This is a genomic window from Azorhizobium sp. AG788 (genome assembly GCF_943371865.1).
Classification (GTDB): domain Bacteria; phylum Pseudomonadota; class Alphaproteobacteria; order Rhizobiales; family Xanthobacteraceae; genus Azorhizobium.
In genome coordinates, this window is sequence record NZ_CALRWL010000052.1 from 16,813 (window position 1) to 39,370 (window position 22,558).

At 66.7% G+C, this 22,558-nt stretch carries 24 protein-coding genes and 1 tRNA gene; 16 read left to right on the forward strand and 9 right to left on the reverse strand.

The window, feature by feature from the left end; translation table 11 throughout:
• Positions 1 to 374 precede the first annotated feature (374 nt).
• From AAG816_RS22690 to AAG816_RS22700, 3 genes are all read right to left on the reverse strand, one after another.
• The gene (locus tag AAG816_RS22690; RefSeq protein ID WP_341991995.1) at positions 375 to 1,160 is read right to left on the reverse strand and encodes a glucose 1-dehydrogenase; all 786 of its coding nucleotides are present in this window, start codon (positions 1,158 to 1,160) and stop codon (positions 375 to 377) included.
• Positions 1,161 to 1,195: 35 nt separating this feature from the next.
• Complete coding sequence (locus AAG816_RS22695; protein ID WP_341991961.1) at positions 1,196 to 2,140, reverse strand: helix-turn-helix domain-containing GNAT family N-acetyltransferase; 945 nt, start codon at positions 2,138 to 2,140, stop codon at positions 1,196 to 1,198.
• A gap of 201 nt (positions 2,141 to 2,341) precedes the next feature.
• A tRNA-Ser gene (locus AAG816_RS22700) sits at positions 2,342 to 2,431 on the reverse strand.
• 478 nt (positions 2,432 to 2,909) lie between these two features.
• Here AAG816_RS22700 and AAG816_RS22705 point away from each other — a divergent pair.
• The 5 genes from AAG816_RS22705 (at position 2,910) to metG (ending at position 8,733) form a co-directional block, all read left to right on the forward strand.
• The gene (locus AAG816_RS22705) at positions 2,910 to 3,956 is read left to right on the forward strand and encodes a septal ring lytic transglycosylase RlpA family protein (protein ID WP_341991962.1); all 1,047 of its coding nucleotides are present in this window, start codon (positions 2,910 to 2,912) and stop codon (positions 3,954 to 3,956) included.
• Positions 3,957 to 4,155: 199 nt separating this feature from the next.
• Positions 4,156 to 5,313 (forward strand): D-alanyl-D-alanine carboxypeptidase family protein, encoded by a 1,158-nt coding sequence (locus AAG816_RS22710; RefSeq protein ID WP_341991963.1) that lies wholly within the window; start codon positions 4,156 to 4,158, stop codon positions 5,311 to 5,313.
• Positions 5,310 to 5,957 carry a dTMP kinase gene (gene tmk / locus AAG816_RS22715; RefSeq protein ID WP_341991964.1) on the forward strand — a complete coding sequence of 216 codons (648 nt, stop codon included), beginning with the start codon at positions 5,310 to 5,312 and terminating at the stop codon, positions 5,955 to 5,957. The genes AAG816_RS22710 and tmk overlap by 4 nt, the downstream gene beginning before the upstream one ends.
• Before the next feature lie 127 nt (positions 5,958 to 6,084).
• On the forward strand, positions 6,085 to 7,119 hold the full coding sequence (locus tag AAG816_RS22720) for a DNA polymerase III subunit delta' (RefSeq protein WP_341991965.1): 1,035 nt from the start codon (positions 6,085 to 6,087) through the stop codon (positions 7,117 to 7,119).
• A 48-nt stretch (positions 7,120 to 7,167) separates the two neighbouring features.
• The gene (gene metG, locus AAG816_RS22725) at positions 7,168 to 8,733 is read left to right on the forward strand and encodes a methionine--tRNA ligase (protein WP_341991966.1); all 1,566 of its coding nucleotides are present in this window, start codon (positions 7,168 to 7,170) and stop codon (positions 8,731 to 8,733) included.
• A gap of 383 nt (positions 8,734 to 9,116) precedes the next feature.
• On the opposite strand, the gene AAG816_RS22730 is transcribed toward metG, so the two are convergent.
• Positions 9,117 to 9,698, reverse strand: a complete 582-nt coding sequence (locus tag AAG816_RS22730) for a biotin transporter BioY (protein WP_341991968.1) — start codon at positions 9,696 to 9,698, stop codon at positions 9,117 to 9,119.
• A gap of 162 nt (positions 9,699 to 9,860) precedes the next feature.
• Here AAG816_RS22730 and AAG816_RS22735 point away from each other — a divergent pair, with 162 nt between their 5' ends.
• The 3 genes from AAG816_RS22735 to AAG816_RS22745 all read left to right on the forward strand — a co-directional run bounded on the left by AAG816_RS22735 (position 9,861) and on the right by AAG816_RS22745 (position 12,765).
• The gene (locus tag AAG816_RS22735; RefSeq protein ID WP_341991969.1) at positions 9,861 to 10,640 is read left to right on the forward strand and encodes a TatD family hydrolase; all 780 of its coding nucleotides are present in this window, start codon (positions 9,861 to 9,863) and stop codon (positions 10,638 to 10,640) included.
• 47 nt (positions 10,641 to 10,687) lie between these two features.
• Positions 10,688 to 11,227, forward strand: coding sequence for a CoA-binding protein (locus tag AAG816_RS22740; protein WP_341991970.1), 540 nt, complete (start codon positions 10,688 to 10,690; stop codon positions 11,225 to 11,227).
• Positions 11,228 to 11,481: 254 nt separating this feature from the next.
• Positions 11,482 to 12,765, forward strand: a complete 1,284-nt coding sequence (locus AAG816_RS22745) for an O-acetylhomoserine aminocarboxypropyltransferase (protein ID WP_341991971.1) — start codon at positions 11,482 to 11,484, stop codon at positions 12,763 to 12,765.
• Here the strand turns inward: AAG816_RS22745 and AAG816_RS22750 are convergent.
• Positions 12,744 to 13,649 (reverse strand): LysR family transcriptional regulator, encoded by a 906-nt coding sequence (locus AAG816_RS22750; protein ID WP_341991972.1) that lies wholly within the window; start codon positions 13,647 to 13,649, stop codon positions 12,744 to 12,746. The two genes, AAG816_RS22745 and AAG816_RS22750, sit on opposite strands and share 22 nt — an antisense overlap.
• A gap of 121 nt (positions 13,650 to 13,770) precedes the next feature.
• Here AAG816_RS22750 and AAG816_RS22755 point away from each other — a divergent pair, with 121 nt between their 5' ends.
• On the forward strand, positions 13,771 to 14,166 hold the full coding sequence (locus AAG816_RS22755) for a CidA/LrgA family protein (RefSeq protein WP_341991973.1): 396 nt from the start codon (positions 13,771 to 13,773) through the stop codon (positions 14,164 to 14,166).
• On the forward strand, positions 14,159 to 14,860 hold the full coding sequence (locus AAG816_RS22760) for an LrgB family protein (protein ID WP_341991974.1): 702 nt from the start codon (positions 14,159 to 14,161) through the stop codon (positions 14,858 to 14,860). The genes AAG816_RS22755 and AAG816_RS22760 overlap by 8 nt, the downstream gene beginning before the upstream one ends.
• 10 nt (positions 14,861 to 14,870) lie before the next feature.
• Here the strand turns inward: AAG816_RS22760 and AAG816_RS22765 are convergent, their stop codons facing one another.
• Positions 14,871 to 15,983, reverse strand: coding sequence for a COX15/CtaA family protein (locus tag AAG816_RS22765; protein WP_341991975.1), 1,113 nt, complete (start codon positions 15,981 to 15,983; stop codon positions 14,871 to 14,873).
• A 285-nt stretch (positions 15,984 to 16,268) separates the two neighbouring features.
• Here AAG816_RS22765 and AAG816_RS22770 point away from each other — a divergent pair, with 285 nt between their 5' ends.
• Positions 16,269 to 16,481, forward strand: coding sequence for a DUF2842 domain-containing protein (locus AAG816_RS22770; RefSeq protein ID WP_341991976.1), 213 nt, complete (start codon positions 16,269 to 16,271; stop codon positions 16,479 to 16,481).
• 3 nt (positions 16,482 to 16,484) lie between these two features.
• Here the strand turns inward: AAG816_RS22770 and AAG816_RS22775 are convergent, their stop codons facing one another.
• Both AAG816_RS22775 and AAG816_RS22780 read right to left on the reverse strand, forming a co-directional pair.
• Positions 16,485 to 17,921 (reverse strand): hypothetical protein, encoded by a 1,437-nt coding sequence (locus AAG816_RS22775; RefSeq protein WP_341991977.1) that lies wholly within the window; start codon positions 17,919 to 17,921, stop codon positions 16,485 to 16,487.
• A gap of 112 nt (positions 17,922 to 18,033) precedes the next feature.
• A complete protein-coding gene (locus tag AAG816_RS22780) occupies positions 18,034 to 18,858 on the reverse strand; it encodes an enoyl-CoA hydratase (protein WP_341991978.1) in 825 nt (274 codons plus the stop codon).
• A gap of 102 nt (positions 18,859 to 18,960) precedes the next feature.
• On the opposite strand from AAG816_RS22780, the gene AAG816_RS22785 reads away from it, so the two are divergent.
• From AAG816_RS22785 to AAG816_RS22805, 5 genes are all read left to right on the forward strand, one after another.
• The gene (locus AAG816_RS22785; protein ID WP_341991979.1) at positions 18,961 to 19,398 is read left to right on the forward strand and encodes a PaaI family thioesterase; all 438 of its coding nucleotides are present in this window, start codon (positions 18,961 to 18,963) and stop codon (positions 19,396 to 19,398) included.
• Positions 19,399 to 19,439: 41 nt separating this feature from the next.
• A complete protein-coding gene (locus AAG816_RS22790) occupies positions 19,440 to 20,060 on the forward strand; it encodes an NAD(P)H-dependent oxidoreductase (protein WP_341991980.1) in 621 nt (206 codons plus the stop codon).
• A gap of 204 nt (positions 20,061 to 20,264) precedes the next feature.
• The gene (rplM, locus tag AAG816_RS22795) at positions 20,265 to 20,726 is read left to right on the forward strand and encodes a 50S ribosomal protein L13 (RefSeq protein WP_341991981.1); all 462 of its coding nucleotides are present in this window, start codon (positions 20,265 to 20,267) and stop codon (positions 20,724 to 20,726) included.
• A gap of 2 nt (positions 20,727 to 20,728) precedes the next feature.
• A complete protein-coding gene (gene rpsI, locus AAG816_RS22800) occupies positions 20,729 to 21,202 on the forward strand; it encodes a 30S ribosomal protein S9 (RefSeq protein ID WP_341991982.1) in 474 nt (157 codons plus the stop codon).
• Between the two features lie 143 nt (positions 21,203 to 21,345).
• Entirely contained in the window at positions 21,346 to 22,074 is a 729-nt protein-coding gene (locus AAG816_RS22805; protein WP_341991983.1) for a histidine phosphatase family protein, read from the forward strand.
• 39 nt (positions 22,075 to 22,113) lie between these two features.
• Here AAG816_RS22805 and AAG816_RS22810 read toward each other — a convergent pair whose 3' ends face one another.
• Complete coding sequence (locus tag AAG816_RS22810; protein ID WP_341991985.1) at positions 22,114 to 22,476, reverse strand: hypothetical protein; 363 nt, start codon at positions 22,474 to 22,476, stop codon at positions 22,114 to 22,116.
• Positions 22,477 to 22,558 lie beyond the last annotated feature (82 nt).

Below are 22,558 nucleotides of genomic sequence, written 5' to 3' on the forward strand. Positions count from 1 at the left end.
ATTGCCGTTGATTTCCATATCGACGATTTATATTACGCTTGGCGTGAGGGCATTCTATTTTCATGTCATGCTAAAACATGAGAGGCGTGGGGAGTAAGCCGAGTGGCCGCATATGCTGCCTTTGGCGGCTGCATGCCGGAATCGTCAGAGCGCTGCGGTCGCCCGGAACACGGCAAAGGCGAGCGGCTTTCCCGGCCATCGATCGCACGTCGCATCCGCCAAAGGCGCGAGCCCATGGTCGCCACCAGCCGATGCAGGCTCCGCCCGTCCGTCAACGTGTAAGGCTTGGCTTGTGGCTTGGTCCCGCCGATCGCCGCCTCGGTACGGCGAAAGGTACGCACGCTGTGGAAGACGCATAGACAGCACGCGACGTCTCATCCGGCGAGGAAGCCGCCGTCGGTGGCCAGCACGTGGCCAATGATGTAGCTGGCCTCGCCCGAAAGCAGCCAGACAACGGCCGCAGCCACTTCTTCCGGATGACCCATGCGCCGGAGCGGCAGGTTCGCCGCGACGGTGCGCATGTCGGCGATGCCGGAGGACAGCATCATGTCCGTGACCACGCGTCCCGGTGCGACCGCGTTGATCCGAATGCTGTGCGGCGCATACTCCATCGCCGCCGCGCGCGTGAGCGCGATGGCCGCAGCTTTGGAGGCGCCATAGAGCGACAGACCGGGATTGGGGTTGCGCAGTCCGCTGACGCTGGTGTTGTTGACGATCGCGCCGCCGCCCGAGGCGATCAGCGCTGGGATTTCATGGCGCATGGCGTGAAAGACCGCCCGCACATTGGTGTCGAAAACCTGCGCATAGACATCATCCATTTGGGCGGCAAGCGGTGCCCGTCGCTCCTGGAATCCCGCATTGTTGAAGGCAGCGTCGAGCCTGCCGAAGCGGGTCATCGTTCGTTCCACGAGGCCAGACAGATCCGCCTCGCAGGTGACATCCGCGGTCACGAACAGGCCTTCCGAACCCATGCGGCACAGAGCCTCGGCGAGACCTTCGCCGAGCGCTTGACGTCGTCCCGAGACGACCACGGCCGCCGCCCCTTCCTCAGCCATGCGCAGCGCCGTCGCACGGCCGATGCCGCTGGTCGCGCCGACGACGAGACAGACCTTCCCGGCGAGCCGCCGTGCCGGCGCGTAGGCAGGCGGAGATCCCGCCAATTCGTTTAGGGAAGGAGACGGTGTCTCTGCGCTCGTCACGGCCGTCTCCTCACGAAACGCTGTTCGAGCATGTCCTTGCCCCACTGGCTGCCGAGACGTTCCTCAGCCAGCACGAAGCCGTTCTCTTCATAGAGATGCCGCGCGGCATGAAGGCCGGAGAAGGTCCACAACTGCGTCTCGGTGACGTGCTGTGCATCCGAAAAGGCGAGCGCGGCCTCTAGCAACCGCCGCCCCACGCCCGTGCCTCGCATCTCATCGTCGACGATGAACCAGCGCAGATGCGCGAGACCCGGACCCAGATCCTCGCCGTCGATGGCGACCGAGCCGACGATCCGCTCGTTGCAAAGTGCAGCCCAGATCCCGTTCACCGGCGTGTCGAGACGGTCACAGAAAGCGGCGAGACCTCCGGCGACGACCGTTTCGAAGCGCCTGCCAAAACCAGCCTGACGCGCATAATAGAGCGCGTGCATTTCGGTGACCCGGGCCACGAGGCCGGGCCGGTAGCCCGAGACGATTTCAGTCTGCGGAGCGGCGCTCGAGGCGTCCATCCGCCCCGCCAGCGCCTCGGCGTAGAGACGCAGGCCGTCAAGAACGGTCCGGTGACGTTCGGACGGAAGGTGCTCCAGCGCGCCCGCGACCTGCGCGCGGGCGAAGGCATGGATTTGCGCGACGCGCTTTCGTCCGGCCGCACTCAGGGTCAGCCTCTTGGTGCGAGCATCCTCCTCGCCCGGCGCTTCTATGACGTCGCCGGAGACGACGAGCTTGCGCAGCATCCGGCTGACACTCGACTTCTCAAGGCGGAGACGTCCACCGAGATCGCGCGCCGAGATGCCGTCGCTGGCGTCGATTTCGATGAGGGCATGGACGGCGGACGGCGGCAGGTCGGTTCCCGCGAAGGCGCCGCCCATGAAGCCGAATTCGCGCACGAGCTGCCGTGAGGCGGCGCGGATGAGATCAATGGTGGATGGCGACATGGGCATAGGACGAAACATAATTAGTTGTATGATGCAACTACATTGACGAAGGGCGGCTCAGAGGTCAAGCCGGGCCATGTCGAACGGCAACGAACCTCCCGCCGGGCGTGCGGCGTGTTTTGGATCCACTGAACGGCGTGCGGCAGTCGGCGCCTTTTGCGGCGCCGTCGCGCAGACTCTCGCGCCACGGCGGCAAATCGGCGGGACTGGCGGAAGGGGTGGGATTCGAACCCACGGTGGGCTTGCACCCACGGCGGTTTTCAAGACCGCTGCCTTAAACCACTCGGCCACCCTTCCGCGTCGCCGGGGAGGCGAGGTGTCTTCCTAGCCGATCCGCGGCGCCTTCGTCGAGACGGGCGCTGGTGAAAGGGTGGGATATGATGCCGGCTCCTGAAGCCCCAGCGACAGCCGGGCGTGGATGGCGACCGCAAAGCGCTTGCAGGGCCGCATTCTTTGCACTTGGTTAAGCACGCGGCGCGACGGGGCAGGGCGATTCGACAAAGCGGCACGCGTGCGCTCGCCTCGGCGGCTGTGATCGCTTATGACACACCGGGGCCGAGATGAACGCCCGAGCGTGATTTGCGTTGCAGAACATTACAGCCTGTTTACCATATTCACAGGCTTGCCGCATTTCCGCCGCGATTTCCGCCCCTCTTCTGTCAAACGGAACGCAGGCATGGCAAAGTCTGCTCGCATCCCGAGGGGCCTGTTGCGCACCACGCACGGGTATCGGTGACATAGGACGCTAATGACGCGAGATCAGCAGATCATGTCCATGGTACGCGCATCCCGCGGCCGCATCGGCGTTGCTGCCATGTGCCTGACGCTGGCAGCCTGCGGTTCCGCGGGCAAGCTGGCCAGCCAGATCGATCCCAAGTACGGCGTCTCCGCCAGCCCGCGCGTGGTGGCGGATGGCGAGCCGGTTCCCAAGGGCGGTGGCGCCTATCGGGTCGGCAAGCCCTACGTGATCGCCGGGCGCACCTATGTTCCGCAGGAAAACCCCGACTATAAGGCCGAAGGCATCGCCTCCTGGTATGGCGACGATTTCCATGGCCGCCGCACCGCCAATGGCGAAGTGTTCGATCGCGCCTCCATTTCCGCCGCGCATCCCACCTTGCCCATGCCCAGCTATGTGCGGGTGACCAATCTGCGGAACGAGCGCTCGATCATCGTGCGCATCAATGATCGCGGGCCGTATCACCAGAATCGCGTCATCGACGTCTCCCACCGCACGGCGGACCTGCTGGGCTTCTCCAGCAATGGCGTCGCCAAGGTGCGGGTCGAGTTCGTGGGCCGTGCGCCGCTGGACGGCTCCGACGACCGCAAGCTGATGGCGACCTTGCGCCAGGACGGCACCCCCGCCGAGGCGCCTGCGAATTCCGCGGTGCAGGTGGCGTCCGCCGCACCGTTCATCCCTTCGCTCCCCACCGTGATGCCGCAATCCAGCGGCGGCGAAATCCCCGTGCCGCTCCAGCGCCCGTTTGACCTCGGTCACGCGGAAGGCGCCGAGGAACGGGTCGCGGAAGCCGATATCGCCCCGGCTCCGGCCGTGCGGCGCACAATTGTGGCGGCGGCGCCGGTGCCCGTGGCTGCCAAGCCCGAGCCAGTGCGCACCCTCGCGGCCGCTCCGGCGCCCAAGCCGGCAGAGCCGGTGAAGGTCGCCGCGGCCAAGCCGGCGACCCATCCGGCGCCTGCGACGGCGAGCGCGGCCTTGAATGCGGCGGCTCCCGTATCGTCCAATGTGGTGAGCACCGGCTGGTCGGTCGGACCGCCGCCGGTGAGCGGCTTGAGCTTTAACGGCGTCTCGTCTTCGGGGCGCTGATCCACTGAAGGGGACCCCTCGGGGCGGTGGCATGACAGTGTACCAGCAAGAGGCGCGCGCCCGCTCCGGGGCCGCCCATGGACGAAATTCACGCCGCCGGACGCCTGTGTCGGCGGCGTTTGGATTCCTGAAGCGCGTCGAATTCCTGAAGCGCGTTGGACTCCTGAAACGCGCAGGGCCGGTCTGTGTCGGCGCCGCCATGGCGCTGGGCCTTGCGGGGCCAGGGCTCGCCCAGACCGCGTTCCAGACCCCGGTGCCGGAAGCCACCCTGGTGGATTTCGCCAGCGGCACCATCCTTTATGAAAAGAATGCCGATGGCCGCATGGCGCCGGGCGGCATCGTCAAGATCATGACCGCGGCGGTGGTGTTCGACCAGATCCGCGCCGGCAAGATCACCATCGATACCCCGTTCCCCATCAGCGAGAATGCCTGGCGCCGCGGCGGCGGACCCTCGGGCGGGGCGGCCATGTTCGCGGCGCTGAAAAGCCAGGTGCGGGTGGGCGATCTGCTCATGGGCGCCCTGGTGGTCTCCGGCAATGACGCGGCCATCGCTCTGGCGGAAGGCGTGTCGGGGACGGAGAGCGAGTTCGTCAACAAGATGAACGACAAGGCGAGCGAACTGGGCCTCACCGGCACCCAGTTCCGCAATGCCACCGGCTTTGCCGATCCCGGCCAGATCACCACCGCCCGCGACATGGCGCTGCTGGCGCGCTCCATCATCAAGAGCGATCCCGAGCTCTACAAGATCTTCGCCATTCCCAATATCGACTGGAACAAGATCAAGCAGCGCAACCGCAACACGCTGCTGGATGCCGGCGTGGGCGCCGATGGCCTGCATGCCTCCTGGGTGCGCGACGTGGGCTTCCATCTGGTGGGCTCCGCCGTGCAGGGCGACCAGCGCCTGGTGGTGGTGGTGATGGGCGCCAAGTCCGAGAAGGAGCGGCTGGAAGAAGCGCGCAAGCTCCTGGAGTGGGGCTTCCACTCGTTCCAGTACCGGCAGTTGTTCGCCGCCGATGCGGAGATCGGCCGCGCCAGCGTGTGGGGTGGCGAGGCCGGCTCGGTGGGGCTGACCACCGGCGCGCCGCTGTCGCTGCTGCTGCCGCGCAACAGCCAGGACAAGCTGGTGGCCAAGGTGAGCTACAAGGGGCCATTGCGGGCGCCGGTGGCCAAGGGCACCGAGGTGGGCCGGCTGGAATTGACCCGCGGCGCGCTGAAGGTCCTGGACGTGCCGATCTATACCACCGCCGACGTGGCGGTGGGCACGCTGTGGCAGCGCGCCGTGGATGGGGCGGGAACGCTGGCCGGCGATGCGTTTCGCGATGTCACCGCCCAGGTGATGGCGAAGCTGCACAAATGAGCGCAGCGCGCGGGCGCTTCATCACCCTGGAGGGCGGCGAGGGCACCGGAAAGTCCACCCAGGCCAAGCGCCTCGCGGCGCACCTGGAGGCGGGCGGGCACCGCGTCGTGGTGACCCGCGAGCCGGGGGGCTCCGCCGGCGCCGAGGCGGTCCGCCATGTCATCCTCTCGGGGGCTGCCAAGCCCTTCGGCGCCGGCGCGGAAGCGCTGTTGTTCGCCGCCGCCCGGGCCGATCATGTGGACAGCCTGATCAAGCCGTCCTTGCTGGCCGGGCTGTGGGTGGTCTGCGATCGCTTCATCGATTCCACCAAGGTCTATCAGGGTGTGCTGGGGGATGTGGATGGCGATCTGCTCTCCGGGCTGGAACGGGTGGCCGTGGGCGAGACCCGCCCCGACCTCACCGTGATTCTGGACGTGCCGCCGGAGGTGGGCCTCGCCCGCGCCGCGGCGCGTGGCGCGGTCGCGGATCGGTTCGAACAGGAGGGCCTTGCCTTCCATACGCGGGTGCGGGAAGCCTTCCTGGCCCTGGCTACCGCCGATCCGGGGCGCTGCGTGGTGGTGGATGCCGGCGGAACGCCGGACGAGGTGGCGGCGCGGATCTGGGCGGTGGTGGTGGAGCGCTTCCAACTGTTCGTGGCCGCCTGATTGGTGGCCGCCTGATCGCCTCCGGCGTCGGCCCGCGCGGGCCTTATGCGCTATCTTGCTGCCAAATGATCGCGGCGGGACATTTCCATGGGTCCGGCAGCGCCGTGGCCCGCCCGAAGGAACCCTCATGAGTGACAGCCTCGAAGGCGATATTCTCCCCGGTGCGCCCCATCCCCGGCGCCAGGATCGCCTGTTCGGCCATGCGGACGTGGAGGCCGACCTGATCGCCGAATGGCGCTCGGGACGCCTGCCGCATGCGCTGCTGATCGGCGGCGCCGAGGGCATCGGCAAGGCGACGCTGGCCTATCGCATCGCCCGTTTCGTGCTGGCGGGCGGCACCGTGCCGGCGGATCGCCATGCGTTCGACGTGCCGGAGACCCATCCGGTGTGGCGGCAGGTGGCGGCGCTCTCCCATCCCGATCTGTTCGTGCTGCGCCGGGTGCCGGAGGCGGGCGAGGACAAGATCCCCACCATGATTCCCGCCGACATGGTGCGAAAGGTGCGCAGCTTCTTCGGCGCCACCGCCAGCGCCGGCGGCTGGCGGGTGTGCATCGTCGATGCGGTGGACGATCTCAACAGCTTCGGCGCCAACGCCTTGCTGAAGACCTTGGAGGAGCCGCCGCCGCGGGCGCTGTTCCTGCTCATCAGCCACGCGCCGGGGCGGGTGCTGCCCACCATTCGCTCGCGCACCCGCGCCGTGCGGCTGAAGCCCTTGGGCGGCGCCGAGGTGCTCGCCGCCCTCGATCATCTGCGCCCGGCGCTGGAACTGGAGGAGGGCGGCCTTCCCGCCGCCGCGGCGGCCAGCGGCGGCAGCGTGCGCCGAGCCATCGTGCTGGCGCGCGGCGAGGGCATGGAGGTGCGCGGCGCCACCTTGCGGGCGCTGGAGCAACTGCCCAATCCCCGCATGGAAGAGCTGCACGCTTTGGGCGCGCGCCTCCAGGGCGATCGCGGCGACGGGCTGGACCTGTTCCTGGAGGCGGTGAGCGACTGGATCGCGGAAGCGGCCACCAGCGGCGAGGGCTCGCGCGCCCGCCTTGTCCGCCTGGGCGAGGTGTGGGAGAAGGTACGGCGCAGCGGCGCCGAGGCGGACACCTACAATCTAGACCGCAAGGCGTTGGTTTTTCGCGTTTTCACAGAGCTGGCGGAGGCCGCGCGCGCCTGATCGAGGGCAAGAGCCGGTTTCCGTCGGTCCATTTCGCCCGGATCTGAAATGCCTTCCAAGCCGCCCTTCTACATCACCACCGCCATCGCCTATCCCAATGGCGTGCCGCACATGGGCCACGCCTATGAGGCGATCGCCACCGACTGCCTGGCGCGGTTCAAGCGGCTGGACGGCCATCGCGTGCACTTCCTCACCGGCACCGACGAGCATGGCATCAAGATGCTTCAGACCGCTCAGAAGGCGGGCCTGACGCCGCGCGAGCTGCTGGATCGCAACGTGCCCCGGTTCCAGGCCATGGGCCCCACCTTCGGCCTGTCCAACGACGACTTCATCCGCACCACCGAGGATCGGCACACCCGCGCCTGCCAGGCGATCTGGGAGGGGATGGCGGCCAATGGCGACATCTACAAGGACACCTATTCCGGCTGGTATTCGGTGCGGGACGAGGCCTATTACGCCGAGAGCGAGACCACGCTGACCGAGCAGAATGTGCGCCTCGGTCCCCAGGGCACGCCGGTGGAATGGGTGGAGGAGGAGAGCTATTTCTTCCGCCTGTCCGCCTATCAGCAGCGGCTCTTGGACTTCTATGCCGCCAACCCCGGCTTCATCGCGCCCGACGCCCGGCGCAACGAGGTGGTGAGCTTCGTCTCCGGCGGCTTGCAGGATCTCTCGCTGTCCCGCACCACCTTCGACTGGGGCATTCCGGTGCCCGGTGATCCGGCCCACATCATGTATGTGTGGGTGGACGCGCTGACCAACTACATCACCGCTTTGGGCTATCCCGACACCGAGAACGAGCTGTTCAAGACCTTCTGGCCGGCGGATGTCCATGTGATCGGCAAGGACATCACCCGCTTCCACGCGGTCTATTGGCCCGCCTTCCTGTGGTCGGCGGGGCTGGAGGCACCCAAAAGGGTGTTCGGGCACGGCTTCCTGTTCAATCGCGGGGAGAAGATGTCCAAGTCCGTGGGCAATGTGGTGGATCCGTTCGAGCTGGTCGCCGCCTATGGCGTGGATGCGGTGCGCTATTTCTTCCTGCGCGAAGTCTCGTTCGGCAATGACGGCTCCTATAGCCACGAGTCCATCGTCGCCCGCATGAATGCCGATCTGGCCAATGACCTGGGCAATCTGGCCCAGCGCTCGCTGTCCATGATCTCGAAGAATCTCGACGGCGTCATCCCGGCCCCCGGCCCGCTGTCGCCGGAGGACGAGGCGATCCTGGCCGCTACCGACGCCATCCTGGCCAAGGCCCGCGAGGCCATGGACAACCAGGCGATCCACCAGTATCTGGCCGCCGTGTGGGCGGTGGTGGCGGATGCCAACCGCTATTTCGCCGCCGCCGCGCCCTGGGCGCTGCGCAAGACCGATCCGCCGAGGATGGAGACGGTGCTGTGGACCACCGCCGAGGTGATCCGCCAGGTGGCGATCCTGATCCAGCCGGTGATGCCGGACAGCGCCGGAAAGATGCTCGACCTGCTGCTGATCCCCGCCGACGAGCGCGGCTTTGACACTCTGGGCGGCGGCCATCGTCTTGCCTCGGGCACGGTCATCCCCGCGCCGGTGGGCATCTTCCCGCGCTATGTGGAGCCGGAGGCCCCGGCCGCCGGGGCGTAGTGGGTTAGGGGGCTGGGGTCGACGACCGGACGCTGTTGGGCGGGCCGTTTCACCCCTCTCCCCAACCCTCTCCCGCAAGGGGAGAGGGGGCAGGGCGCGCTGGTGAAACGCGGTCCGTGAGATCACGTGCGCCTGCTGGGTTCATGCTGAACGGCACTCAATAGAGCGTGCCGCTGCAACCAGCGAGCGGCCAACCCTCCCCCCTTGCGGGGGAGGGCAGGGAGGGGGGTGAAACGCTCCCCGCTCTCGCGCGGTTGCTGCGTTGGTGCATCTCTCTTTGGCGGCGACTGCGGATGAGAGGCCGTTTCACCCCCCTCACCAACTCTCCCCCGCAAGGGGGGAGAGGGCGCGTCACGCGAGCGGCGAAGGCGCCCCGCCACCCCTCAGCGCCGGCTGCGTCCTCCATCCAGGCGCGACACCAGGATCAGCGTGGCAGTCGCCAGCAGAACCTTGACCACCGAGCCGGGCAGGAAGGGGATCAGCCCCTTCTGCACCGCCAGATCGGTGCCGATCTTGGTCGCCAGCCAGCCGACGCCGAAGCCCAGCAGGACGATATGGCCCAGCGTCGCCGCGCTGAACCAGCGCAGCACCTGCGAGCGGGCCGGGCGCTCCACCATCCAGCCCACCACCAGCGCCGCCAGCAGGAAGCCGGCCAGATAGCCGCCGGTGGGGCCGGTGAGCACCCCGAGCCCGCCCTTGGCGCCGGAAAAGACCGGTGCGCCCAGCAGCCCGACCAGCAGATAGGCGCCGACGAGTTCCCCCGCCAGCCGCCAGCCGGCCAGCGCCGCCAGAGTGACGATGGCATAGCTCTGCAGCGTCATCGGCACCGGCACCATGGGCACGCTGACCTGGGCGCTGGCCCCCAGCACGGCAACGCCCACCGCCACCAGGGCCAGACGCCACACCCAGGAGCGGCCCGCGATGCGGGCGAGCGGCGGAACAGCGGCGGCGTGTGGACGGTTCATGGGGTTCCTCCCGAAGACTGCGCCCCTATCCGGTGTCCGCGCCGCCGATGCAAGAGGCCCGAACGCGGGAACCGGCCGCCTGCCGTCTCGACGCGGCCACCGTCAGCGCCTATGTGAGACCCGCCGCGCCCGATCGGGCTTTCACGAGGTCTCGTTTCCCGCATGCTCGTCGACAGCCATTGCCACCTGGACTATCCCGATTTCGCCCCCGAGGTGCCGGAGGTGCTGGCGCGGGCGGCAGCGGCCGGCGTCTCCCATCTGGTCACCATTTCCACCCGCGTGCAGCGGTTCGACCAGATCCTGGCCATTGCCGAGCGCTATGAGCAGGTGAGCTGCTCGGTGGGCACCCATCCCCACGAGGCGGCGCACGAACTGGATGTCACCACCGCGGATCTGGTGCGGCTGTCCGCCCACCCCAAGGTGGTGGCCATCGGCGAGGTGGGGCTGGACTATCATTATGACAAGAGCCCGCGCGAGGCGCAGGCTCACGGGTTCCACACCCATATCGCCGCCGCCCGCGAAACCGGCCTGCCTTTGGTGATCCACGCCCGCGAAGCCGATGACGACGTGGCCGAGATCCTGGAGCGCGAGAGCGCCAAGGGCGCCTTCCCGTTCCTGCTGCATTGCTTCACCGCCGGCCCGGATCTCGCCCGGCGGGCGGTGGCGCTGGGGGGCTATGTGTCCTTCTCCGGCGTCATCACCTTCAAGAAGAGCGAAGCGCTGCGGGCCATCGCCGCCGAACTGCCGGCCGAGCGGCTGCTGGTGGAGACCGACGCGCCGTTCCTGGCGCCCATGCCCCATCGCGGCAAGCGCAACGAGCCGGCCTTCGTGCGCCAGACCGCCACCGTGCTGGCGGACACGCGCGGCGTCAGCCTGGAGGCGATGGCGGCGCAGACCACGGAAAATTTCTATAGATTGTTCTCCAAGGCGCAGCGGACCTGATCGAGCGCGTCATCCCACACTCAATCTGCGGTAATCGGAGCAAGCCCATGGACCACGAGCGTTACAGCGATGCTTACATCCGCGCCGTGTTGTCCGGGGTGAAGACCGTGGCGGTGGTGGGGGCGAGTGCCAATCCCAGCCGCCCCTCGTACTTCGTCACCAAATACCTGGCCGAGCGCGGCTATAAGGTGTTTCCCGTCAACCCCGGCCAGGCGGGCAAGCCCATCGCCGGGCTGACCAGCTATGCCACGCTGGCCGACGTGCCCGAGCCCATCGACATGGTGGACGTGTTCCGCGCCTCCGAGCATGTGGGGCAGGTGGTGGCCGAGGCGCTGGCGCTCACCCCCCGACCCAAGGTGATCTGGACCCAGCTCACCGTGCGCGATGACGCCGCCGCCGCGGTCGCCGAGGCCGCCGGCCTGCAGGTGGTGATGAACCGCTGCCCGAAGATCGAATATGCCCGCCTGTCCGGCGAGATCGGCTGGACCGGCGTCAACAGCCGCACCCTGTCCTCCAAGAAGCCCCAGCGGCTGGGGCAGGGGGTGCAGCGCCTCTCCATCGACGGCCGCACGCCGACCCGTTCGTGACGAAGGGGCGATATCCTGTCGTATGACAGGGTGTGCGCAGTGGGGAAGTGCGGAGCGAAAGCCGAGTGCGACGCGGACAGTGTGTCATAAACAACAAAACCCTGTCGGGGTCTCTGGAATTTCACCTCTCTCGCATGCATGATGTGTGAATTCGCGGCGGCGGCGCGTAAAGTGCCGGCCTGCGATCACGGATAAGCCTGATCCTCCGTCGCGTCGGCGCGATGCAGAGGGCGGGCGCATGGAGAGACACGTTCATGACCGACCATCAGCCGGGCTTTTCCACGCTGGCCATCCACGCTGGCGCCTCGCCCGATCCCACCACCGGCGCCCGGGCCACCCCCATCTACCAGACCACCTCATTCGTGTTCGATGACGTGGATCATGCCGCCGCTTTGTTCGGCCTGCAGACCTTCGGCAATATCTACACCCGCATCGGCAACCCCACCACAGCGGTGCTGGAAGAGCGGGTCGCGGCCCTGGAAGGCGGCACCGCCGCCTTGGCGGTGGCCTCCGGCCATGCGGCGCAGCATCTGGCCTTTCACACCTTGCTGACGCCGGGCGACGAATTCATTGCATCCAGAAAGCTTTACGGCGGGTCCATCAACCAGTTCAACCATGCCTTCAAGAGCTATGGCTGGAACGTGGTGTGGGCCGATCCGGACGATATCTCCAGCTTCGAGCGCGCCGTGACCCCGAAGACCAAGGCGATCTTCGTCGAGAGCATCGCCAACCCCGGCGGCATCGTCACCGACCTCAAGGCCATCTCGGCTGTGGCCAAGAAGGCCGGCGTGCCGCTGATCGTCGACAACACCCTGGCCACCCCCTATCTGTGGCGCCCCATCGAGCACGGCGCCGACATCGTCATCCATTCGGCCACCAAGTTCCTGGGCGGCCACGGTAATTCCATCGGCGGCGTGATCGTGGATGCGGGCACCTTCGATTGGACCGCCAGCGGGCGCTATCCCTTCCTCACCCAGCCGCGGCCTGAGTATCAGGGCATCGTGCTGCACGAGACCTTCGGCAATTTCGCCTTCGCCATCGCCTGCCGGGTGCTGGGCTTGCGCGATCTCGGGCCGGCGCTGTCGCCGTTCAATGCCTTCCTGATCCTCACCGGCATCGAGACCCTGGGCCTGCGGGTTCAGCGCCATACCGAGAACGCCCTGGCGGTGGCCCGCTTCCTGGCCGATCACCCGGCGGTGGCCGGCGTGAGCTATGCCGGCCTGCCGGGCGATCGCTATCACGATCTGGCCCAGACCTATCTGCCCAAGGGGGCCGGCGCGGTGTTCACCTTCCGCCTGAAGGGCGGCTATGAGGCCGGTGTCAGCCTTGTGTCCAACGTTGAACTGTTTTCTCACCTCGCCAATATCGGCGACACCCGCTCGCTGATCATCCATCCCGCCTCCACCACCCATCGCCAGCTCTCGGACGAGCAGAAGACGCTCGCCGGCGCCGGGCCGGATGTGGTGCGCCTGTCGGTGGGCATCGAGGATGTGGCGGACATCATCGCCGATCTGGATCAGGCCTTGGCCAAGGGCTGATCGCCGCCACCATGAACCTCGCGGCTCAGCGCCAACCAGGCGCGGGCCGCGTGGGACAGGTAGCCGCCCCGCCGCCACACCAGGGCCATGTGCCAGGCGGTGCCGGGCTCATCCAATAGCAAGCGCGCAACGCCGGGATGATGCCGCTGCTCGGCAATCATCTTCGGCAGGAAGGCGACCCCCAGCCCCGCCGCCACCAGCCCCACCAGGAAGTCGATCTGCCCGCTGCGGGCGGCGACGTTGGGGGCGAAGCCGTTGCGGTCGCAGGCCTCGCGCAGCACCTTGTTCAGCGCAAAGCCCTCCTCGAACAGCAGAAAGGGTGAGCCCGCCAGCGCCTGGAGCGTGCAGCGGGCCTGGCCGGCCAGAGGGTGCGCCGCGGGCACCAGGGCCATCAGCGCCTCCTCGTGGACCGACTGCCACTCGAAGTCAGGCGCGATGGGCAACAGCGAGCCGGCCAGATCCACGTCGCCGGCCAGTACCATCTCTTCCAGCCGGGCGCTGCCATGTTCGCTGAGCCTGATCTCCACCCCGGGAAAGCGGCTGCGATAGAGCGCGAACAGGGGCGCAAACAGCGTGTCGCTGCCCAAAGGCGGCAGGCCGAGGCGCAGGCTACCCCGCTTGAGGCCGCGCAACTCCCCCAGCTCCGCCACCAGGTCATCGCGCTCCGCCAGCATGGTGACGGCGCGGCGATAGACGATTTCGCCGGCCGCGGTCAGGCGGCTGCGGTGCCCGATGCGGTCCAGCACGGGAACGCCCAGCTCCTCCTCCAGCTGCTTGACCGCTTTGCTGATGGTGCTTTGGGTGGCGAAGACCGCCTTGGCCGCCTGGGAGAAACCGCCCTGGCGCACCACTTCCACGAAGGCGCGGAGGGTTCTGAGTTCCATCAAAAGTCCATATCAGACTAGTTTGCATTCCATCAATTCATTTTACGCATATTGCGGCGCAGCGTAGAAGGATTGGCAAGGGCGCAGCAGCTGCGTCCATCCCCTTTTGAAATGCACCGCCATGCTCAAGTCGCCCCTTGCCGCATTTCGCATGTTGCAGCGCACCCGTTTTGTGCAGATCGCCATGCTGGGCGCGTTCTGGTTCGCCGGCGACGTGGCCGCCCGCGCCGTCGGGCTGCCGGTTCCCGGCGGGGTTCTGGGCATGATCGGCGTGCTGGTGCTGCTGGGGACCGGTTTCCTGAAGGTTTCCAGCGTCCGCCTTGGCGCCCGCACGCTGCTGGCCGAGATGCTGCTGTTCTTCGTGCCCTCGGTTCTGGCGATCCTCGACCATCAGGAATTCATCGGCACCGTCGGCCTCAAGGTGGTGGCGGTGATCCTGGTGGGCACGGTGCTGGTGATGACCAGCACCGCGATGACCGTGGAGCTGTGCTACCGCTGGCGTGCCCACCATGCTTGATGGCTCCAACGGCGTGCTCACGGCGCTGTTCTGGTCCGTGATCACCATCGGCTGCTATGCGGTGGCCCGTGTGATCCACGCCAGATGGCGCGCGTGGTGGTCCTCGCCGCTGATCCTGGCGCCCTTGTCCGTGGGGCTCCTGGTGGTGCTGCTGCACACCGGCTATGCGGCCTATATCAAGGGCACCCACTGGATCGCCCTGATGATGGGGCCGGCCACGGTGGCGTTTGCCATTCCCCTTTACGAGCACCGCGAAACCATCCGCCGGCATTGGCCGGTGCTGCTGGCGGGGGTGGCCATGGGCAGCACCATGGCCATCGGCACGGCGTTTCTGCTGGCCTCCTGGCTGGATCTGCCGACGGCCTTGCGCGCCAGCCTCATGCCGCGCTCCACCAGCACGCCGTTTGCCATGGCGGTCTCCGGCGATATCGGCGGCCTGCCGGAACTGACGGCGGTGTTCGTCATCATCACCGGCGTGAGCGGGGCGGCCTTGGGCGAACTGATGCTGCGGTGGATGCCGCTGCGCTCATCCCTGGCCCGAGGCGCCTTTCTGGGCATGGGCGCCCATGGCGCCGGTGTGGCGAAGGCCCATCAGATCGGCGAAGAAGAGGGCTCCATCGCCGGCCTGGTCATGATCCTGGCCGGCTGCTTCAATCTGATGATGGCGCCATTGGTGGCGCTGATGATGGGCTGACCGGTCGCGGTCAGTGTCCCACGATCCGCAGGGCCGGGCGGGGCCGGCTCACAGGCTCGGGCCGCGCACGGGCCACGTCGCTGGCATGCACGGTCGCCGCGATCAGCACCAGCGTGGCGCCGAACTGATGCGACAGCGCCAGATCCAGCGGCACCATGTGCACCAGAGTGAGGATCCCGAGGATCGCCTGCACCGCCACCAGCGCCAGGAGTGCCCAAGCCCCCTTCGCCACGTCCCCGCCCAGTCGGGCGGCATCAAAGGCGTGCAGGCCGGCGGCGATCAGCACCAGATAGGCAATGGTGCGGTGGACGAACTGCACCGTCATCACATTCTCGAACAGGTTGCGCCATGCCGGCTCCATGGCGCCCAACTGCGCCCCGGTGGGCACAAGGCGGCCATCCATCAGCGGCCAGGTGTTGAACGACATGCCCGCATCCAGGCCCGCCACCAGCCCGCCGGCAAAGATCTGCAGCAGCACTAGAGCCAGCAGGCCATAGGCGCTCCACCGCACGCGGCGGGACATGGCCGAGATCTTCGGCGGGGTGAGGGTCTGCGCCACCGCCACCGTCGCGGTCAGGATGAAGCAGGCGAGCGTCAGATGGATCGCCAGCCGGTACTGGCTGACCGAGGTCCGCTCCGTTAGCCCGGAGGCCACCATCCACCAGCCCACCGCGCCCTGAAGCCCGCCCAGCACGAACAGGGCAAGGCAGCGGGCCAGGAGCGTGCCGCGCAGGGCGCCGCGCACGACGAAATAGACGAACGGCAGGAAGAAGGCCAAGCCGATGACCCGGCCGAGCAGGCGGTGCGCCCATTCCCACCAGAAGATCTGCTTGAAGGCCTCAAGACCCATTCCCTTGTTGAGAATCTCATACTGCGGAATGGTCTTGTACTTATCGAACTCCGCCTGCCAGTCGGCCTGGGAAAGCGGGGGCAGGGTGCCGGTGACGGGCTTCCACTCCGTGATGGAGAGGCCCGATTCCGTCAGGCGCGTCGCGCCCCCCACCACGACCATGAGAACGATCAAGGCAGCCACGACGCAGAGCCAGATGCGCACCGCATGGGTGTCTGCTGCGCCTGCACCGGGCTTGCCCGTCGATGCGATGGTGACTGATGCCTGCGACATCGCTCGATGGTCCCGCATATGGCTCTCCCCACCCGATCCGTTATAGAGCAGGACCATGGGGCGCAAGGCGACGGGCGGTCGCTGGGCAACAAAAACGGGCGATCACCGCTGCCGGGGAGGCGCGCCAGTTCCCGACGACGGGGAAGGGGGCAGCGGCGGAAATTCCGAGTGGTCAGCCTTGATGATTCGGCTAGGCGTCTATCAACTGCGCCCAACGCACTGATTTAAAACACAAAAGAGATTGATGTTAATGTTAACGCGCAACATTAAGTATGGGGTTCAGTGATGCGGCAGCGTGTGCGCAAGCTCATCGGCACCGTGCTCATGCTGGTCTTGGTGGTGGTGTGGGCGCTGGGGGCCATGGCCCTGGCCCAAGGCCGCGTGACCGATCTGCCCTGGGGCTGGCAAACGGTCAGCTACGTGCTGCTCGGAACCTTGTGGGTCATCCCCGCGGGCCTTCTCATCCGCTGGATGGAGAAGCCGGACCGGCGAAGCTGACCCTTAGGCTGCGGCGACGGTCGGAAGCATGATCGGGGTCATCAATGTCGGCACCGGCAAGCCCAGCGCAGGGGCATCGGCGTCCAACGCGCCATCGGGAATGCTGTGGGCCAGCAGCAGCGGCACCATGACCACATGGGTAAAGCCCTTGGCCGCTAGTCCGTCATAGGTTTCCACCGCGCCGGCGGTGGCAACATCCTCTTCGTGCACCGCCACGAGGAGGGGGGACAGGGCTGCCAGCCGCTCGGCGCCCGGCGTGCCGGCCAGCATGGGAGCGCACACCACCACGCGGGCATAGGTCTGGCGGAGGGATTGCAGGATCAGGGTGAGGCGATCCGCATTCACCACGCTGGGGCCACCGCGGCCGTCCCGTCCCGGCGGGATGATATGGGCGCGGGACTGCGGGTCGCGATGGATCGCCTCGCTGAAGCCCGCAACCCCGAACAGCAATTCGGCCACCCCTGGCGCCCGCGGGTCCATCACCAGACTGGCGCATTCCGTCACTTCGCCGTCCAGCGCCACCAGCACCACCTGATCCTCGGTCTCAGCCAGCCGCCGGGCCAAGGCGAGGGCGCAGGCTGCCGACGCTCCGGGAAGATCGCTGGACGTGAGCACCACCAGGCCGCTCCCGGGGGTCTGCTCCAAATGGTCCACAAGCCGATCCACGGCGGCATCCGGCTCCAGGCCGGCGCCGGAAGCCGCCCGCAGCCACGTCACGCGGCGGTCTCCCTTCAGTTCGCGGGGAAGCACCCGGTTCTCGATCGGGCCCTGGCGCAGCATGCGGCGATGGCGCAGCCGCACCGTCACGGCGCTTATCACCCCCGTGGCGATGGCCAGAAGGACGAGGCGTCCGGCATCGGGCGGGTCGGGCAGGTGGGGCACGGCGGCAGCGTGCGCCAGGCGCAGGGGCGGCGCCGCATCGCGGGTCGCTTCCAAGGTGCCGCGGACACTGGCGTCCAGTCTCAGCAAGGCTCTGGCATAAGCGTCGGCAGCCCGTGCGGAGAGCCGTGCGTTCGACAGGGATATGGCGATGTCGAGGGCGCGCCCGCCTTGCTGTGCGGTGACGGTGAGCGAACGGCTTAGCACCCGCGCGGCCCGGGCGCTCAGCGCCGTGTCCTCACCTTCCGCGCTCCGCCAAAGCGACAGTGTGCTTGCGTCCCGCGTCAGGGCCAGAACGTCGGCGCGTTCCATGCCGTGGACCACGTCGAAGGCCAGTTCCCGGGAGGTCAGCAATTGCATGACGCCGCGCACCGCGCCCGGCGTGGGCTGCGCGGCCACATCGAAACTCAATTCCGCGTGCGACGTGTAGCGGAATGGGAACAGCAGAAGCAGCGCCAGCGTGGCAAAGCCGAGCCAAGCGATCACCAGTGTCCGGCGGGCAGCCGGAGACGGCGGCGCCGAGCTCTCCATCTCTCCCTCGTAGGCAAACGCCTGCGACATCGATTTGCCTTCCCGCTCTGTCCGGCAAAAGCCAGTGGGGTTCGGGAAGAAGGTGAGCGCTTATGGTTTACAGATCGTGAATGCCGCGATCAGGCGGTGCCGAGGCGCCCGATCAGCGATCTTCCCAGTGTGCCGGACGCTTCTCGATCATCGCTGTGATGCCTTCATCCGCATCCCGCGCCAGCATGTTTTCCGCCATGACCTCGGAGGCGAACGCATAAGCGGCATCCAACCCCATCTCGGCCTGAGCATAGAAGGCGGCCTTCCCGAGCTTCACCGGCACCTGGGATTTCGCCGCGATCCGCTGTGCCATCTCAAGGGCAACGGTCAGGGATTGGCCGCTCTCGACGACCGAATTCACCAATCCCATGCGGTGGGCGCTATCGGCCGTAACCCATTCACCCAGAAGGAGCATTTCCAAAGCGTGCTTGCGCGAGACCGAGCGGGACAGGGCCACCATCGGCGTATGGCAGAACAGGCCGATGTTCACGCCCGGCGTGCAAAATCGGGCCGCACTGCCAGCAACCGCCAGATCGCAGCTGGCCACCAATTGACACCCTGCGGCCGTCGCCATGCCCTCGACCGCAGCAATAACCGGCTGGGGCAGGCGGACAATGGCCGTCATCAGTGCGGCACAGCGGGCGAGTACACTCTCAAAATAAGCGCGCCCCCGATCCGAATCGGATCGGTGTGCCTGGATTTCCTTCAGATCATGGCCTGCGGAGAACGCCGGTCCCTCCGCGGTCAAGACCACCGCCCGCACCTGCGAGTCGACCGCGATTCGCGCCAGCGCCTCGGATAGGGCCGACATCATGCCTTCGGACAGGCTATTGCGGCTGGCGGGACGGCTGAGGGTCAAGACGGCAACGCCGCCACGACGGTCTTGATGGAGATACGCCCCATCCCGGTCCCCCGGAATGGCAATTGCCGCCGTCATGGTTGTCCTCCCGCCAAGTCACACTGTGCGTCTCTCCATCTTATGCAGTTTCAAACAAGCTTGCTCGTGTCATATGTTAGACGCACAGGGAGAATGAGAGCGATGTTGTCGGGTCGTGGTTCCGCTATGTCGGTGACGGAGATGGAGGAATTCCTCGCGAACGAATATCCTCAGTCCTTCGGGCCGGGACGTCCGCACCGCATCGAAGCGATCGCTCCGGGTGCCGCGACTGTGCGGCTTGAGGCCGGTGAGGAGCATCTTCGACCGGGCGGAACCGTGTCCGGACCCTCGCTCATGGCCCTGGCGGATGTGACCATGTATGTGGCGCTGCTAGCGGAGCTGGGACCTGTGACCCTCGCTGTGACGACCAATCTCAATATCAATTTCCTGCGCAAGCCCGAGCCCGGTGCGGTCATTGCCGATGCCCACCTCATCAAGGTCGGACGGCGTCTGGCGGTGGGTGAGATCCGGCTGAGGACCTCGCAAAGCCATGATCTCGTGGCACATTGCGTCGCGACCTATTCAATCCCCGGGCGCTGACGACTCTCTGACTTCGATCAAGGCGCGGTCCGCCGCCAGCCGTGAAGCTGACCCCCAACGTGGGGGGCTTCACCGTGGCGCGACGATCGATCCTGATTATCCAAGGCCACCCGGACGCTGCCGGCGGCCACCTGTGTCATAGCCTGGCGGACGCTTATGCTGCCGGTGCGGAATCCGCTGGCCACCGCGTGCTGCGAGTGGATGTCGCGCATCTCGACTTCCCGCTCCTGCGTTCACAGGCGGCCTTTGAGTCCGGGACGATGCCGGAGAGCCTGAGGGGCGCGCGCGACGCGCTGATCGCATCGGACCATGTGGTGATGCTGTTCCCGCTCTGGCTTGGCACGCTGCCGGGACTCCTGAAGGGGTTTCTCGAGCAATTGATGCGGCCCGGACTGGCATTTCTTCCCGGGCGGGAAACATTTCCCCGTGCCCTCCTCACCGGGCGCTCCGCGCGCCTCGTGGTGACCATGGGAATGCCGGCGTGGGCCTACCGCTGCTTCTACTTCGCCCATGGTGTGCGATGCATCGACCGGGGAATTCTCGGGTTTGCCGGCATGAGCCCCGTTCGGCACACCTATTTCGGGCGGGTGGACGCGGCCCCTCTGGAGCAAAGGCAGCGATGGCTCGTGCAAATGCGGCGCCTCGGCGAGCAGGGTATCTGACGCCACGACGGCAAATTTCCGCGTAAAAACAGCCCTTGCGCAGTGGTGTTATAGCACCATTTTTATAAGTCATTGTTTTAACGAAATAAAATCGGCCTCCTGCGCATTGACGCGAAAAACGTCGTCGGCTAGAAGCCCTTTCATCGTCGGGCGGCTCGCGATCCTTCGTGCGGCCCCCGGCTTTCTCATTTGGAATTAAACCCCATGAAGACGTATTCGGCCAAGCCTGCCGAAATCGAAAAGAAGTGGGTGGTGATCGACGCGAGCGGGCTCGTGGTCGGGCGGCTTGCCACTGTCATCGCCACTCGTCTGCGCGGAAAGCATCTCGCGCTGTTCACCCCCCATGTGGATTGCGGCGACAATGTCGTCGTGATCAACGCCGAAAAGGCGGTTCTGACCGGTCGCAAGCGCGAACAGAAGGTCTATTACCACCACACCGGTTTCCCCGGCGGCATCAAGGAGCGGACTGCAAAGTTCCTGCTCGAAGGTCGCTTTCCGGAGCGGGTGATCGAGAAGGCCGTGGAGCGCATGCTCGCCCGCGGTCCCCTCGGTCGCAAGATCATGGGCAACCTGCGCGTCTACAAGGGCTCGACCCATCCGCATGAGGCGCAGCAGCCGACGGTTCTCGACGTGGCGAGCCTCAACCGTAAGAATGTGAGGAACTGACCATGGCCGAGGTTCTCCAGTCCCTCGACGCGCTCTCCCAGCAGAGCGCAGCCGTCGACGCCCCCGTGCATGTCCAGAAGCTGGACAAGTTCGGCCGCGCCTATGCCACCGGCAAGCGCAAGGATGCGGTTGCCCGCGTGTGGGTTCGTCCCGGCACCGGCAAGATCCTGGTGAATGAGCGTTCGGTGGAGGTGTATTTCGCCCGCCCCGTGCTGCGTCTCATCATCAACCAGCCGTTCGCCGCGGCGGCGCGCGAAGGCGCGTATGACGTGGTGTGCACGGTGTCCGGCGGCGGCCTTTCGGGCCAGGCCGGCGCGCTGCGCCACGGCATCTCCCGCGCTCTGACCTATTATGAGCCGGAACTGCGCGCCCCTCTCAAGAAGGGTGGCTTCCTGACCCGCGACAGCCGCGTGGTCGAGCGCAAGAAGTACGGCCGCGCCAAGGCTCGCCGCAGCTTCCAGTTCTCGAAGCGCTGATCTTTCGCCTCTGTGCGACAACGAACGGCGGGGGCTTCCCCCGCCGTTTTTTTGTGTCTAATGCCAGGTATCGGCCAACCGCCGTGATGCGGCGCTGCCGCCTGTGCTCGACCTCTTGCCCCTGACGAGAAGTGGACGTCCCCATGGCTCGGATGCGATTGTTCTGGTCCACTGTGATCGCTGCGGCGGCTCTGATCGCGCAGACGCTGGCCATGGTCCAGCCGGCAGGCGCGACGCCGGCGCGCCTCATCATCTTGCGGCATGGGGAAAAGGCCGATCCGTACCGGTTGTGCGAGATGGGCCGGCAACGGGCCAGGGCGCTGGTGAAGCAGTATCTGGGCAAGGATGCGCAGAACAGCCTGTTCGCGCCGGGCACAGCCCCCGAAGCGGTTTATACGATCTCGATCCATACCATCGAGACCGCATCCCCTACCGCCAACTCATGGGACCTGCCGCTGGTCTTCTATTCGGTCATTCCCGCGGGAAAGGAGCCGAAGCTGTTCGAGCGCGATCTGGCCCGCCGCTCCAAGCAGGCGGCCGATACGCTCCTGACGGATCCGCGTTTTGATGGAAAGACCGTCATTGTCGTCTGGGAGCACAATAATATTGCGGACGCTTCGCTGCCGCCCGCAGAACAGGCGCTGACCCTTCGCTATGCCCTGAACCTGAATCGTCTTCCGGGAGTGCCGGAGACATGGCCGGACCAGACGTACGACTATTTCTGGATCGTGGACTATGCGCCGGGATCACCGATCCCGGTCTCGTTCAAGATGCAGAAGCAGGTGTTCACAGGCCCATTCGCGTCATTGCCGCAGAATGACTGGGGTCAGCCAGACGGACTCGACCCCGAAAGCACCGACTGCACGAAATAGCCCAAGCTGCGAAGGCGCCGCTTTGCGACGCCTTCCCACTCAGAAGCTCGGCGTATCGCCGGGCAGGGGGCTCCAGCCACCGCCGCTGGTCGGATCGCCCGGAGGCGAGCCACCTTCGCCGTCGAGATCCGACGGGAAGACATAATCCTCATTGCGATCGTCGCCGATGGGAACGTCGGGGCGGATGGGCGCGCCGGGACCGGGATCGAGATAGCTGCCCTGGGGAATCACCGGCAGTTCAATCACGTTCGGCTTGCGCGGATGAATTTCGATGTGCGGCACGCTGGTGCTGCTCTGGGCCCATACCGTCGCGGACGGCGCGAGCACGAGCGCGGCACTGAGGGTGCAAAGAACCACGCAGCCTTGGGCTAGACGTCCCGTGAAAGACCAAACCTTCGTCATCCGAACCCCCGGAACTCCACCCTTGCACAGTCGCTTAGGTCACCCCGCGCGGATAAGCAAGCGAGGTGGAGCGCCGCGCCCC

Coding starts and splice junctions, on each gene's coding strand:
- AAG816_RS22695 (WP_341991961.1), bottom strand. CDS start 2,140: ATGCCCATGTCGCCATCCACCATTGATCTCATCCGCGCCGCCTCACGG.
- AAG816_RS22705 (WP_341991962.1), top strand. CDS start 2,910: ATGGTACGCGCATCCCGCGGCCGCATCGGCGTTGCTGCCATGTGCCTG.
- AAG816_RS22710 (WP_341991963.1), top strand. CDS start 4,156: ATGGCGCTGGGCCTTGCGGGGCCAGGGCTCGCCCAGACCGCGTTCCAG.
- tmk (WP_341991964.1), top strand. CDS start 5,310: ATGAGCGCAGCGCGCGGGCGCTTCATCACCCTGGAGGGCGGCGAGGGC.
- AAG816_RS22720 (WP_341991965.1), top strand. CDS start 6,085: ATGAGTGACAGCCTCGAAGGCGATATTCTCCCCGGTGCGCCCCATCCC.
- metG (WP_341991966.1), top strand. CDS start 7,168: ATGCCTTCCAAGCCGCCCTTCTACATCACCACCGCCATCGCCTATCCC.
- AAG816_RS22730 (WP_341991968.1), bottom strand. CDS start 9,698: ATGAACCGTCCACACGCCGCCGCTGTTCCGCCGCTCGCCCGCATCGCG.
- AAG816_RS22735 (WP_341991969.1), top strand. CDS start 9,861: ATGCTCGTCGACAGCCATTGCCACCTGGACTATCCCGATTTCGCCCCC.
- AAG816_RS22740 (WP_341991970.1), top strand. CDS start 10,688: ATGGACCACGAGCGTTACAGCGATGCTTACATCCGCGCCGTGTTGTCC.
- AAG816_RS22745 (WP_341991971.1), top strand. CDS start 11,482: ATGACCGACCATCAGCCGGGCTTTTCCACGCTGGCCATCCACGCTGGC.
- AAG816_RS22750 (WP_341991972.1), bottom strand. CDS start 13,649: ATGGAACTCAGAACCCTCCGCGCCTTCGTGGAAGTGGTGCGCCAGGGC.
- AAG816_RS22755 (WP_341991973.1), top strand. CDS start 13,771: ATGCTCAAGTCGCCCCTTGCCGCATTTCGCATGTTGCAGCGCACCCGT.
- AAG816_RS22760 (WP_341991974.1), top strand. CDS start 14,159: ATGCTTGATGGCTCCAACGGCGTGCTCACGGCGCTGTTCTGGTCCGTG.
- AAG816_RS22765 (WP_341991975.1), bottom strand. CDS start 15,983: ATGTCGCAGGCATCAGTCACCATCGCATCGACGGGCAAGCCCGGTGCA.
- AAG816_RS22770 (WP_341991976.1), top strand. CDS start 16,269: ATGCGGCAGCGTGTGCGCAAGCTCATCGGCACCGTGCTCATGCTGGTC.
- AAG816_RS22775 (WP_341991977.1), bottom strand. CDS start 17,921: ATGTCGCAGGCGTTTGCCTACGAGGGAGAGATGGAGAGCTCGGCGCCG.
- AAG816_RS22780 (WP_341991978.1), bottom strand. CDS start 18,858: ATGACGGCGGCAATTGCCATTCCGGGGGACCGGGATGGGGCGTATCTC.
- AAG816_RS22785 (WP_341991979.1), top strand. CDS start 18,961: ATGTTGTCGGGTCGTGGTTCCGCTATGTCGGTGACGGAGATGGAGGAA.
- rplM (WP_341991981.1), top strand. CDS start 20,265: ATGAAGACGTATTCGGCCAAGCCTGCCGAAATCGAAAAGAAGTGGGTG.
- rpsI (WP_341991982.1), top strand. CDS start 20,729: ATGGCCGAGGTTCTCCAGTCCCTCGACGCGCTCTCCCAGCAGAGCGCA.
- AAG816_RS22805 (WP_341991983.1), top strand. CDS start 21,346: ATGGCTCGGATGCGATTGTTCTGGTCCACTGTGATCGCTGCGGCGGCT.
- AAG816_RS22810 (WP_341991985.1), bottom strand. CDS start 22,476: ATGACGAAGGTTTGGTCTTTCACGGGACGTCTAGCCCAAGGCTGCGTG.